We start from the raw sequence: 12,462 nt of genomic DNA on the forward strand, positions 1-12,462 counted from the left end.
ACGATGAGGACACCACGCGGGAAGATCCGGCGTTCGGTCACTCTGTTGCTCGGCGTCGCGACCGCCGCGACGGTCGTGGCGGGCTGTGGCTCGGCGAATGACGGCAAGACCGTCACGGTCAGTATCGGTTACCAGTCCAAGACGATCAATACCGTTACCGCGGGCACGCTGCTGCGCGATCGGGGCACCTTCGAAGCGAAGCTGGCCGAACTCGGGAAGCCGAAAGGGGTGACCTACAAGGTCGAATGGAAGGACTTCGCCGCCGGACCGCCGCTGACCGCGCAGATGCTCGCCGGTCAAGTGGATATCGGCTCGATGGGTGATGCACCCATCCTCGTCAACGGATCGAAGACCCGCGGCCACGACGACGTCAGGTCCGAGCTGATCGCGGTGACCGGCTACAACCTGCGCGGTTCGCTGAATCAGATTGTCGTGCCAGTGAATTCACCCGCCACCACCCTGGCCGATCTGCGCGGCAAGGTCGTCTCGACCAGCGTCGGTTCGGCCGCGCACGGCATGCTCGCCACCGGTCTGTCCGGCGCGGGCCTGACCTTGGACGATGTGAAGCTGCTCGGCCAGGACCCCGCGGTCGGGGCGTCGGCATTGCAGGGTGACCAGGTATCCGCGTTGGCGCAATTCGTGCCCTGGCCGCAGAAGCTCGTGTTCGACGGCAAGGCGCGATTGCTCTATGACGGAGGCAGCGCGAAAATCCCGACCTTCCACGCGGTGGTCGCGAATAAACGCTTCGACACGAACAATCCGGATATCGTCAACGCCTTCCTGGCGGCCCAGCGCGAAACCTCCGACTACCTCAACCGCAATCCGCTGGCCGCCGCGCAGCGCGTCGCCGAGATCACCGGGATACCGGCGGAGGTGGTCTACCTCTACAACGGTCCCAACGGGCTGGTGAGTTTCGACCCCACCATCAAGTCACAAGAGGTCGACGCGCTCGCCACGCTGCTGCCGTTCCTGAAGGAGCTCGGCGCCCTCGCCGATCTGGATCTCGGCGAGTTCGTCAACGACACCTATGTGCGGGCGCTGTACGGGGCGGACTATGACGCTCAGCGCGCTTCGACGACCGCACCGAGCCCGCTGATCGGTACCGACACCGTTTGCGGCGGTGCCGTCGACAACCCGGCGACCGCCTCGGAGGTGTGGTTCAAGGGCGAGCAGACCACCGCGGTCGCCAAGACCCCGGCCTGCCTGCTCCGCCTGATCGCCCAGCGTGGCAACGAAACCCGCGCCGCCTACGTGCCCGACACCGCATCGGGCGTCCGCATCTTCGCGGCCACCGCCGCCTGGGTGCGCGATCCGGCGGCTGGGCCCGATGAACAGCTGCGGCCATTCGCGATCGAGGCCGATGCCAAATCCTATGCCAACGCCCATCCCGGTAGTGCCGTCATCGACTACCAGGCGGCGTTGCTCGCTCGATAGCAGCGAGCACGAACACGAGATCAGGAGGCTCGACATGACGGTATCCGCGGAACCGATATCCCTAATCCCGACGGCACCTTCCGACATCACCATCGCATCGCGGTCCCGCCGCTGGTACGGCCACGGTCGGTTCCAGGAGCGGCTGCGAACGGCAGCGCTGACCATGGCGCCGCTGGCCGCGCTGATACTGCTGTGGTATCTGCTCACTGCGAATCACGTGGTGTTCTGGCTACGCTTCGATAAAATCCCCACCCCGGCGGAGGTTTACGACTCCTTCCGGATCCAGCTCGGCACCCGCTCCTACTACAGCAACGTCATTTCCAGCATGCGCCGGATCCTGATCGGATTCGGACTCGCGACCGTGGCCGGCGTGCTGATCGGTATGGCGATCGGTCGTTCGCGGGTGGTCAGTGCGTTGGTTCGGCCGGTGTTGGAGGTATTCCGGCCGATTCCGGCGATCGCGCTGGTGCCGTTGGCGATTCTGCTGTTCCCGACAGGGGAGCAGGGGATCGTGTTCATCACCTTCTTCGCGGCGTTCTTCCCGGTGGCGGTCAGCACGATCCACGCAATGCACGCGCTGCCGAGAGTATGGGAGGAAGCTGCGCATACGCTCGGCGCGGGTCGTTGGGAGATCCTGTTCCGAATCGCCCTACCCGGTGCGCTACCCGGCATCTTCTCCGGTTTGTCGGTGGCGATGGGCGTTGCCTGGATCTGTGTGATCAGCGCCGAAATGATTTCCGGACAGTTCGGTATCGGATACTTCACCTGGCAGTCCTACGGCCTGCTCGACTATCCGGGAGTGGTGGTCGGCATGCTGTCGATCGGACTGCTCGGCTGGGCCACGGCGTGGCTGGTCGAAATGACCGGACACCGGGTCAACCGTTGGCTGCCCAGGGCGGCGCGATGAACGCGGGCGCGGCGGTGCGCATGCGCGGACTGCGCATCGCCTACGACGAAATACTCACCGCCGAAGTGGATATCGACATAGACGGCGGCGAGATTGTGGTGCTGCTCGGACCGTCGGGATGCGGCAAATCCACCATCCTGCGGGCCATGGCCGGACTATTGGAGCCGGTCGGCGGCACCGCGGAGGTGGACGGCGGCAGTGGCGAACAATCCGCGATGGTCTTTCAGGAGGACGCACTGTTGCCGTGGCGTACGGCTCGGAAGAACGTCGAATTCGCCTTGAAGCTGCGCGGGGTGAAGCGCGGCCGACGACGCGCCGAAGCACTCGAATTACTGGACCAGGTGGGGCTCGATGGTTTCGGCGACCACCTACCCGGCGCGTTGTCCGGCGGTATGCGTCAGCGGGTTCAGTTGGCCCGTACCCTGGCCACCCAGCCACGGGTACTGCTCATGGACGAACCCTTCGGGGCATTGGACGCGCAGACCCGAGCCGATATGCAGCGGCTGCTGATTTCGGTGTGGCAGCGGCACCGCACCACTGTCCTGTTCGTCACCCACGACGTGGACGAGGCATTGCTGCTCGCCGACCGGATCGTGCTGCTGACCCCACGCCCCGCGCGGATCCAACGGATCGTCACGATCGACAACCCGCGCGCACCCGGCGCGCGATTCGAACCCGAATTCGCCCGCAGGCGCTACGAAATCCTGGCGGCACTCGGCGAAGACGCCGAACTGGCCACCGCGAATATCGTGGAGGCATCATGACTTTCGTCATCGGCGCGGCCTGCGTCGACGTGATGGATCGGGCGTGCGTGGAGGAGTGCCCGGTCGACTGCATCTACACCGGTGGGCGCATGGCCTATATCCAACCCACCGAATGTGTGGATTGCGGTGCGTGCGAACCAGTTTGCCCCGTCGAGGCGATCTATCTCGATGCCGACATACCCGTCGAGCAGCGGCCGTTCATCGCAGAGAACGCCCGGTTCTTCGATGAGCCGCTGCCGGGCCGCGCCGCCGCGCTGGGATCGCCGGGGAGCGCGGCGAAACTCGGCGCGGTGGGCATCGACACGGCATTCGTGCAGGCGTATCAGCCATGAGCGGTTCGAAACGACCACTGCGCGTTGCGATTGTGGGCGGGGGACCGGCCGGCATCTATGCCGCCGACGCGTTGATGAAGTCGGTGTCGGATACGGACGTCTCGATCGACCTGTTCGAACGCATGCCCGCACCGTTCGGGCTGATCCGCTACGGCGTCGCACCGGACCACCCCCGGATCAAGGGCATCATCACCGCTCTGCACAGCGTGCTCGACAAGCCGCAGGTTCGACTGTTCGGCAATGTCGACTACGGCGTCGACGTCACTCTCGATGACCTCCGGACCTTCTACGACGCCGTGATCTTCGCGACCGGGGCCGATACCGACCGCGCGCCGGCTCTCCCCGGTATCGATCTGAACGGCTCCTACGGTGCGGCGGACTTCGTATCGTGGTACGACGGGCATCCGGATGTGCCGCGGGACTGGTCGCTGGAGGCCGAGAAGATCGCCGTCCTCGGCGTCGGCAATGTGGCGCTGGACGTGGCGCGAATACTCGCCAAGACCGCCGACGAACTGCTGCCGACCGAAATCCCGCCGAACGTCTACCACGGGTTGAAGGCCAACAAGGCCGTCGAGGTGCATGTGTTCGGCCGCCGTGGACCGGCCCAGGCCAAGTTCACACCCATGGAACTGCGTGAACTCGACCATTCGCCGACCATCGAGGTCATCGTCGATCCCGAGGACATCGACTACGACGCGGGTTCCGAGATTGCGCGGCGGCAGTCGAAACAGGTGGATATGGTGGCGAATACGCTGGAGCAGTGGGCAATCCGCGATATCGGTGACCGGCCGCACAGGCTGTTCCTGCATTTCTTCGAATCGCCCGTCGAAATCCTCGGGACGGACGGCAAGGTCGTCGGCCTGCGCACCGAGCGCACCCGGCTCGACGGCACCGGAAATGTCGAGCGCACAGGCGTATTCAAGGAATGGCACGTCCAGGCCGTTTACCGTGCCGTCGGCTACCTCTCGCAGAGCATCCCCGAGTTGCCGTTCGACGACAGGGCGGGCGTGGTACCGAACGAGGGCGGGCGCGTGCTGCTCGAGCATGAGGCCGCCGAAACCGCGCGTCATCTGCCCGGAGTGTATGTCACAGGTTGGATCAAGCGCGGCCCGATCGGTCTGATCGGCCACACGAAAGGTGATGCCAACGAGACGGTCGCGTGCCTGCTCGACGATCGCGAGAACCTCTCGGGGGCAACCGATCCCGATCCCTCATCGGTCGTCGAGTTCCTCCGGTCCAAGTCGATCAGCTTCACGACATGGCAGGGCTGGTACCGGCTCGACGCGCACGAGCGTGCCCTCGGCGAGCTCGAGGGACGCGAGCGCGTCAAAGTTGTGGAGCGCGCCGACATGCTCCACGTCGGTCTCGGACGCCGCTGAACCGCTCCAGCGCCGAATTGTCCCGCTGCCGAATTGCCGGCCGCCGAATTGTGTTCCTTATGAAAGCCAGGTCGAGCTATGCCGTCCACATCGATCCAGCCGTTGACCACCGAGCGAATCCTGCAGGCGTTGAGCCTGGTCGAGGATCCCGAAATCCACCGTCCCATCACCGAACTCGACATGGTCGGCAATCTCACCATCGACACCGACAATCGGGTGACCGTCGAGATCCGGCTAACCGTCGCGGCCTGCCCACTGCGTGATCGGATATCGCGCGAGGTCCGAGATGCCGTGCTCGACATTCCGGGCGCCACCGCGATCACCGTCGAATTCGGTGTCATGACCGACGAACAGCGAACCACGCTGCGCAAGAAGGTGCGCGGCGACGAACCGACGATTCCCTTTGCTCAGCCCGGTTCACTCACTCGCGTCTATTGCGTCATATCGGGCAAGGGTGGCGTCGGAAAATCCAGTGTCACCGTCAATCTCGCTGCCGCCATGGCCGACCGCGGCCTCCGCGTCGGAATCCTCGACGCGGATATCCATGGCCACTCCATCCCCGCCATGCTCGGCCTGGCGGCTCGTCCCACTCAGGTAGATCGAATGCTGATGCCACCCACCGCGAATGGGGTGAAGGTGATATCGATCGGTATGTTCGTCGAAGGCAACGAGCCCGTCGTCTGGCGTGGCCCGATGCTGCACCGCGCACTGCAGCAGTTCCTGGCCGACGTCTACTGGGGTGATCTCGACATCCTGCTGGTCGACCTGCCACCGGGGACCGGCGATATCGCGATCTCGCTCGCCCAACTCCTGCCCACCGCGGAACTGGTGGTCGTCACGACACCTCAGCAGACGGCGGCCCGGATCGCCGAACGAGCGGGCGCGGTAGCGGCGCAGACCAGACAACGGGTCGTCGGCGTCGTGGAGAATATGTCCTGGTTCGACGCGCCGGATGGCGCACGCCTGGCGCTCTTCGGCACGGGCGGTGGGGCGATGGTCGCCGAACGGCTCACCGAGATCCTCGGCGCAAGCTGTCCACTGCTCGGGCAGATCCCCTTCGATCCGGCAGTGTGCACCACCGGCGACCTCGGCACCCCGATCGTGCAAGCCGATCCGAATGCGATCGCCGCGAATGCTTTTCGTACGATAGCGATGTCGTTGGCCCGCAGACCCCGCGATATCGTCGGCTTAGGGCTGGCCCTGGCGCCCGGTTGACAACACCGAGGGGTGCCTCATTTGTAGTGCCGTCCGGGACGAGAAGGTAGGGCCGGAGCCAGCGGTGGCAGTCGCGTTGTATCGAGCTAAACCCGAATTGAACCCCCACAGGGCTCCCACCTGCCGTTCTGCACTGATTCGGCTCGACGCCGTCAATCGCTCGTCCTGCATAACCGCAGTTAGAGCGGGTGACTTGGTGTACTGGTTGTGCCCGGAGGGGTATCGACCACTACGCCAACCTCCTGCAACACCGAAAACTGCTGGTCATCGGTAAATAGCAGTGGCGTGACGGCCGACTTCTACAGCGCGACGACGGCCCGAACTGGCGTGCGCGGCGATGCGGGAGTGGGCAGGAGAACGCATCGGGCTGGCGTTCATCCCGCCCGGTGAGCCCTGGCGCAACGGCTACATCGAATCAATGGCCAGTTGCGCGATGAATCCTTGAGCATCAACAGCTTCTGGTCGCTCACCCAGGCTCGAGTTGTGATCAGCGAATGGAAGGACGAATACAACCACCGCCGAACACATTCCGCACTGGGCTATCGTGCCCCAGCGGACTACGCTGCTGCCTGCATCCACCGATAACCGACTCTCACCACTGATTGATGTGGCCGAGATTGCTGTGACGCCGCTGCTGCACTCGGGCCTTGCTAGATTGATGTGATGTAGATCACATCAAAGGTATGTCGGAGTAGCCCGGAATCCAGTGTCGAACCGGAGTGAAGGCACCAAAACACTCCGAAAGGGCACCCGCTATGACCACCATCGAGGTTCTCGACTCGTTTATCAGCTACCGCGACACCGGCGCGGGCGGCGTCCCCGTGGTGCTCCTGCACGGCAACCCCACCTCCTCATACTTGTGGCGCAATGTGATTCCGCATGTGGAGGACGAAGCGCGTTGTCTGGCACCGGATCTGATCGGCATGGGCGCCTCAGGTAAGCCCGAGAGCGCCTACCGGTTCGCCGATCACGCCCGCTACCTCGATGCCTGGTTCGACGCGATCGGCCTGGACGAGGTGATCCTGGTCGGTCACGACTGGGGCGGCGCCCTGGCCATGGACTTCGGTGCCAGGCATCCGGGCCGGGTACGCGGTATCGCGCTGATCGAAACCTTCCTGCGCCCGATGCGCTGGGACGAATTGCCCCAGGGTTCCGCGGATATGTTCCGCAAGTTCCGTTCGCCCGCGGGCGAACAGGCCGTGCTGGAGGAGAACCTTTTCATCGAGTTCAATCTGCCGAAGTTGATCGCTGGCCTGACCGATGCCGACCTCGATGCCTACCGCGCCCCGTATCCGACTCCGGCCTCGCGCATGCCGATGCTGGCCTGGGCGCGCGAATTCCCGCTCGACGGCGCACCCGCCGATGTCACGCAGCGCGTCACCGACTATGGGCAATGGATGACCGAAAGCAGCGGTGTGCCCAAGTTGTTGATGACCGTCGAGCCGGGCGTCGGCCTCGGATCGCCCGAGGTAATCAACTGGGCGGCAGCGACTTTCGCTGATACCGAGGTGGAGTCCATTGGCCCCGGCGCCCACCACAGCCCCGAGGATCAGCCCGATGCCATCGGCCGCGCGATTGCCGCCTGGCTGCGGCGGCATACGCTGACACCAGCGTCGACGATGGTCTGAGGCAGGTGGTACCGGTGAATCCCGAGGCAGAGTTGGTCGCGCGCGCCGTCGACGGGGACAAGGCGGCGCTCGCGGAAGTCATTCACCAACTCCAGGATCCGCTCTACCGGCTCGCGCTGCGCATGGTCAGCAGACCTGCCGATGCCGAGGATGCGGTGCAGGAGATCATGATTCGAGTGGTCACCCGACTCGCCACCTGGCGCGGTGAGGCGAAGCTGCTTACCTGGGCATATCGAATCGGCGTCAACTACCTGCTCAATCTGCGTCGGCAATCGACGCATGAGCGGCAGGAGGTCGGCTTCGACGACTTCCGCGATGACCTGGCCGACGGGCTTGCCGCCGAGGACTATCGGGGTCCCGAGGCCACGGTGCTGGCCGAGGAGGTGCGACTCGGCTGCACCCAGGCGATGTTGCAGTGCCTGAGCCGCGACGAGCGCATCGCCTACGTCCTCGGCGATATCTTCGAACTGAAAGCCGCTGATGCCGCTTGGATTATCGAAGTATCGCCCGCCGCCTTCCAGAAACGGTTGGAGCGGGCGAAGCAGCGGCTGGCCACCTTCCTCCGGTCCACCTGCGGCCTTGTCGACTCGAAGGCGTTCTGCCGCTGTCCCCGTCGGGTGGAGCAGGCGATGGCCGTGGGACGCGTCGAACTTGGCCGCCTTGTCTTCGTCGACCATCCGATCGGCCCCGGCGGCCGGAGTGTCATCGCGGCCGAAGCGCAGATGCGCAAGCTCGGTGACGCTGCGGCAGTCCTCCGCGCTCATCCGGATTACGCTGCGCCGCAGGCGAAAATGGACGCGATCACCGAGCTACTGCACTCGGGCAGGTTTCCGATACTCGACTGAGCGGCTCATGCGGTGGCCCGGATATCGTATGCCCGTCAGCTCTACGCATCCGGTCCACATGGGCGCGCCGAGGTAGGCATCCTTGGCAGTTGCGGTGCGGTCGACCAGTTTTGGATGACCGCGGAATTCGAACCGATGCAGCCGATGGCCGAGCGACTCGGCATCGATCACCAGCGGCTGAAGCAGCGGTGGGCCGACTCGACGTATGAGATGAGCGACTCCGCACACCCGGCCTGTCGAGCCCGGGTGACCGTGATCGTTGACAAGCCGACCGAACGATGACGAACCTGGTGTGCGGCCGGTCTCATGTTGTTCGAATCGATAGCGCTGTTCGAGTCGGTGCGGTGTGTGCGCCAGAACCGCCGTGGTGAACGCGAGGCGATAGACGCGGTGCGTGCTTTTCTACGTGCCGGTGAGCTGAGCTTCGACCGGGTGACCGGCCAGTGGTTCGACGCCGCCGTCTCACCCGAATCCTTGACCGAAGCAGAACAATTTGCGCGACGCCCCGGCTTCAACCACCCCTAAAACCCTCGACAGGAGACATTGGCGTGGACCTGACACATCCATCCAACCCGACCCGGATTCTGCTCGACACGACCGATGGTGCCAGCTCACATGCTGGTATAGCCACTCTTCGTCCGGTCCTAACTATCGTGGCCCGACGCTAGAGGCGGACACGATTCCCGAAGTGTTTCGACGCGCTTGAACAGATGCGGACCTTCGATGTGACCATCACCAGTGGGGTACCCACTCTCTGGCCCGGACTTGTTCCCGCACTGGAGAACTCGCACCGTCTGACCTTCACCAGCTTGCAGCTGATCACCAACGCATGGGCTCCAGCTCGCAGGATCCTAGCGGCGAGCGTGCGGTGCCAGCTGCTCGACGCCAGGTCGACGCGCTCACCGAGGCCGGATGCCAGAAGATCGCCCGTAGCCAACGAGCGCGCCGCCGCCGCCGATCGGGTCGAGCGCGTCACCGTTGAGGGCGTGCGGTTCGGCGATGTCGAGTGCGCGGTTGGCCATGCCCGTGGACTGTACGAGAGAGGTTAGACAGGACTTGTTGAACACCAACCGTTTTCGACCACACCTTGCCCCCGATTTGATCCGTGGTCGCGGCGACGCAGACCTTGTTGGCGAAGATGCTGGTCAGGCCGGTCTGCTCGGCCAACGTCAGCACCAGCACCAGCCCGGCCACCGGCACGAGGTTGTCGTCATCGAACCTCGCCGAGTCCGCGGCGGACGTGTGGAACAATCGCACTGATTGTGCCTGCTGTCCTGGTCTTGATTTTTGCGCGAAGAACATCAATCATCCTCAGGTCAGAAGGCGCTTTTCGTCATTTCGACACACCCCCGCGCCGCGTATCACATCGGTAGATCGAGGTTCAGCAAACATATGGTCCAGCATTGCCAGGCACATCAAGGTCGAAAGGAGACCACAGCATGGCCGCTGTCGCTGACCTTGCCCTGGGGCTGGCGCCCATCGCCGGTGGAATGGCTCTCGGCGCGGCGGCCGGATATCTGAAGGGCCCCGATGTCCGCAAGGCGATCAAGCAGGATCTGGAACTGCTGGACCACATACCTCCAGAGGACGCGGAGCGGCGAGCCGAACTCCAACGGACCATCAATAGCCGCATCGACGACCTGGTCGCCGCCGTCGACCGATACCGGCCGCTGCGCAGAGCGGCCGCCTCCTATCGCGGCGGCTGGCGCGACATCTTGCTGTTTATCAGCACGATTCTGTTTACGGGAGTCTGGTGGAGCGTCGATCATCACAAGAGCAGCTGGCTACCACTGTTCGTTGTTCTCATTTTGATTTCGGTATGGGCGGCCGGCTATGCGTTCAGCGGTCTCCTCAGGGTCTTGCTCGGTTTTCGGCAACGGAAGGACTGATCCGGTAGACCGCGCCAGCCGGGCACACGAAGGTGTGCTCGCCACCACCACCGTCGAACACGATGGTGGTGCGCCCGTGCACTGATCCCGGGATTCAAATCCGACCGCACCAGGAGTGTGGTCCGGCTTCTCGAGTGGTGGTGGCGACGGTGCAGGCTGCTTATTATCAGACATGTTGGTGAATGTCCATCCGATCGACAATCGGTGGGTCATGTCCGTGCGATGAGCTCGCCGGAAGAAGGTGATGATGATGACCAACAAGACATACCGAACTGCCGTGTGTCAGCTGCTCGCGAAGGTCGCACTCGTTGGAGCCGCCATAGTGGTTCCGATGACGGCGGCGGCGGTTCCCGCCATGGCTGTGCCGACGCACGTACCCGGTGTGGTGCAGGTCGGTAGCCCTTGGGGCATCGGTGATTGGGGCATTGATGGTTGGGGCATTGATGGTTGGGGCAGTGGTGATTGGGGCAGTGGTGATTGGGGCAGTGGTGATTTGGATTGGGACAGCGGCGGCTTGTTCGGCAGTAGCTGACCGAACAGATCTGCGCGGGATGGAGATCGGCCGGTTTAGCCGCAGAGGGGTTCGGCCCCGCCCGCTGGTGTGTAAAAGCCGGATGTCGTGAGACCGGTTGAGCAAGTATTGGGCATACGTTGGGCACAACAAAATCAGGCCACGGTAATGAAGCCTCACGGGTTTGGGACCGCTTTGGGCTGTCCCGGGTAAGTGTCCGCCGGGTTGTGGGAGTCAGGACGCTGATTGTAGGTGTCGGTTGGTCTTTTCGAACTCTGCCCGGGGTGAGCCAGCCGATGCTGGAGTGGCGGCGTTGCCGGTTGTGGAAGATCTCGATGTAGTCGAAGATCGCGTTGGCCAGTTCGGTGCGGGGCTTCCATTTCTTGCGGTCGAGGAGTTCGATTTGCATTCTGCTCCACAAGGATTCGATCATCGCGTTGTCGCAGTCGCCGATGATGCCCATAGAGCCGACCAGACCGGCCTCGGTGATGCGGCGACAGTTATCCGGCGCACCGCTCATGCAAAGCCGATTCGGATGACTTGACGCGTAGCAGCGCAGAAGCGGAATGGGTTGTCGCAATCTGCTTGGCCGTCGCCGGATGATCTGGCAGTCGATCCCGGCGGAACCCAAACGGCCACCGAGCGCCGTACGGCTACATTCGGAGGCCGGTCGGATAGTGCGGTCGCGGAAGCCTGCACACCCACCGATCATCTCGGTGGAGACCTTCACTGAAACGCATCTGATTCGGCGGGCCGGCGCAGGTGCCAGCAACCGGTCACGGGCGCGGCTCGAACGTACCCGGCAGACGAACATGCCCCGCGAATACCACCTGCGGGGACGTGGCCGCTGCGACAGCTGTTCGCGGAAGATGCAAGCGACCGTCGTGCACGGTGCTGTCTACTACCGGTGTCTGGCTCGCACGCTGCCTCCGGGAAGTCCAGTGCTGGACGGTCATCCGAAGACCGTGAATCTTCGTGAGTCCGCGATCATCGGTCCGGTCAACCGGTGGTTGGCCCGGCTCTTCGACAGGGACCACCGCGACGACACGATCGCCACACTCGTCGAAGCCCACAACGCCGACTCCAATGACGGTGTCCGCGAGACCCTGCGCCGGCGGTTTGTGGAGGCAGAGGCGAAGCTTGAACGCCACCGTGCCGCAATCGAAGCGGGGGTAGATCCGACGATTCTGGTCGACGCCATGAACGCGGCTCAAGCAGAGAAGGCGATCGCCCAAAGCGAACTGGACAACTTGCCCCGAGTGGTGCCGCTGCGCGCGGTCGAGCTTCACAAGCTGATCGACTCGTTGGGGGACATCGCAGCGGTTCTGGACGCGGGCAGGCCTTCGGACCGCGCCCGCATCTACGACGCGCTTGATCTGCAGATCCGCTACTTACATACAGAAATGGCGGCCGAAGTGGCCGCCATTCCTTGTGTGGTTAACACTGGTGTCCGGAGGGGGACTTGAACCCCCACGCCCGATAAAGGGCACTAGCACCTCAAGCTAGCGCGTCTGCCATTCCGCCACCCGGACCGGTGTTGCTGAGCAAGGGTAACGGA

General features: G+C 63.9%; 13 protein-coding genes, 1 tRNA gene and 3 pseudogenes. 14 read left to right on the forward strand and 3 right to left on the reverse strand.

What is annotated here, in order from left to right; genetic code table 11:
- Window positions 1–3 precede the first annotated feature (3 nt).
- From ACQP2D_RS13190 to ACQP2D_RS13240, 11 genes and pseudogenes are all read left to right on the forward strand, one after another.
- Complete coding sequence (locus ACQP2D_RS13190) at window positions 4–1,434, forward strand: ABC transporter substrate-binding protein (protein WP_433683991.1); 1,431 nt, start codon at window positions 4–6, stop codon at window positions 1,432–1,434.
- Window positions 1,435–1,468: 34 nt separating this feature from the next.
- The gene (locus ACQP2D_RS13195) at window positions 1,469–2,341 is read left to right on the forward strand and encodes an ABC transporter permease (RefSeq protein WP_433683992.1); all 873 of its coding nucleotides are present in this window, start codon (window positions 1,469–1,471) and stop codon (window positions 2,339–2,341) included.
- Window positions 2,338–3,105 (forward strand): ABC transporter ATP-binding protein, encoded by a 768-nt coding sequence (locus tag ACQP2D_RS13200; protein WP_433683993.1) that lies wholly within the window; start codon window positions 2,338–2,340, stop codon window positions 3,103–3,105. The genes ACQP2D_RS13195 and ACQP2D_RS13200 overlap by 4 nt, the downstream gene beginning before the upstream one ends.
- Window positions 3,102–3,437, forward strand: coding sequence for a ferredoxin (fdxA, locus tag ACQP2D_RS13205; RefSeq protein ID WP_433683994.1), 336 nt, complete (start codon window positions 3,102–3,104; stop codon window positions 3,435–3,437). Before ACQP2D_RS13200 ends, fdxA begins: the two co-directional genes overlap by 4 nt.
- Window positions 3,434–4,816, forward strand: a complete 1,383-nt coding sequence (locus tag ACQP2D_RS13210; RefSeq protein ID WP_433683995.1) for an FAD-dependent oxidoreductase — start codon at window positions 3,434–3,436, stop codon at window positions 4,814–4,816. The genes fdxA and ACQP2D_RS13210 overlap by 4 nt, the downstream gene beginning before the upstream one ends.
- Window positions 4,817–4,894: 78 nt before the next feature.
- Window positions 4,895–6,031: an Mrp/NBP35 family ATP-binding protein gene (locus ACQP2D_RS13215; protein ID WP_433683996.1), complete on the forward strand. Its 1,137-nt coding sequence runs from the start codon at window positions 4,895–4,897 to the stop codon at window positions 6,029–6,031.
- Between the two features lie 316 nt (window positions 6,032–6,347).
- Window positions 6,348–6,616, forward strand: a pseudogene (locus ACQP2D_RS13220) (integrase core domain-containing protein); the annotation flags it as partial.
- Between the two features lie 134 nt (window positions 6,617–6,750).
- Window positions 6,751–7,659, forward strand: a complete 909-nt coding sequence (locus tag ACQP2D_RS13225; protein WP_433683997.1) for a haloalkane dehalogenase — start codon at window positions 6,751–6,753, stop codon at window positions 7,657–7,659.
- Between the two features lie 14 nt (window positions 7,660–7,673).
- Window positions 7,674–8,504: an RNA polymerase sigma factor gene (locus ACQP2D_RS13230; RefSeq protein ID WP_433683998.1), complete on the forward strand. Its 831-nt coding sequence runs from the start codon at window positions 7,674–7,676 to the stop codon at window positions 8,502–8,504.
- Between the two features lie 114 nt (window positions 8,505–8,618).
- Window positions 8,619–8,786 carry a hypothetical protein gene (locus tag ACQP2D_RS13235; protein WP_433683999.1) on the forward strand — a complete coding sequence of 56 codons (168 nt, stop codon included), beginning with the start codon at window positions 8,619–8,621 and terminating at the stop codon, window positions 8,784–8,786.
- Between the two features lie 66 nt (window positions 8,787–8,852).
- The gene (locus ACQP2D_RS13240; RefSeq protein ID WP_433684000.1) at window positions 8,853–9,029 is read left to right on the forward strand and encodes a hypothetical protein; all 177 of its coding nucleotides are present in this window, start codon (window positions 8,853–8,855) and stop codon (window positions 9,027–9,029) included.
- A gap of 563 nt (window positions 9,030–9,592) precedes the next feature.
- Here ACQP2D_RS13240 and ACQP2D_RS13245 read toward each other — a convergent pair.
- Window positions 9,593–9,761 (reverse strand): annotated as a pseudogene (locus tag ACQP2D_RS13245) (IS1380 family transposase); the annotation flags it as partial.
- Between the two features lie 182 nt (window positions 9,762–9,943).
- On the opposite strand from ACQP2D_RS13245, the gene ACQP2D_RS13250 reads away from it, so the two are divergent.
- Entirely contained in the window at window positions 9,944–10,393 is a 450-nt protein-coding gene (locus ACQP2D_RS13250; RefSeq protein WP_433684001.1) for a hypothetical protein, read from the forward strand.
- 250 nt (window positions 10,394–10,643) lie between these two features.
- Window positions 10,644–10,925, forward strand: a complete 282-nt coding sequence (locus tag ACQP2D_RS13255; RefSeq protein WP_433685992.1) for a hypothetical protein — start codon at window positions 10,644–10,646, stop codon at window positions 10,923–10,925.
- Window positions 10,926–11,184: 259 nt separating this feature from the next.
- On the opposite strand, the pseudogene ACQP2D_RS13260 reads toward ACQP2D_RS13255, so the two are convergent.
- Window positions 11,185–11,400 (reverse strand): annotated as a pseudogene (locus ACQP2D_RS13260) (integrase core domain-containing protein); the annotation flags it as partial.
- Between the two features lie 445 nt (window positions 11,401–11,845).
- Here ACQP2D_RS13260 and ACQP2D_RS13265 point away from each other — a divergent pair.
- Window positions 11,846–12,370, forward strand: coding sequence for a hypothetical protein (locus ACQP2D_RS13265; protein WP_433684002.1), 525 nt, complete (start codon window positions 11,846–11,848; stop codon window positions 12,368–12,370).
- Here ACQP2D_RS13265 and ACQP2D_RS13270 read toward each other — a convergent pair.
- Window positions 12,349–12,436: transfer RNA gene (locus ACQP2D_RS13270), tRNA-Leu, on the reverse strand. The genes ACQP2D_RS13265 and ACQP2D_RS13270 overlap by 22 nt on opposite strands.
- Window positions 12,437–12,462: the final 26 nt, after the last annotated feature.

This window comes from Nocardia sp. CA-119907 (assembly GCF_050955995.1).
Classification (GTDB): domain Bacteria; phylum Actinomycetota; class Actinomycetes; order Mycobacteriales; family Mycobacteriaceae; genus Nocardia.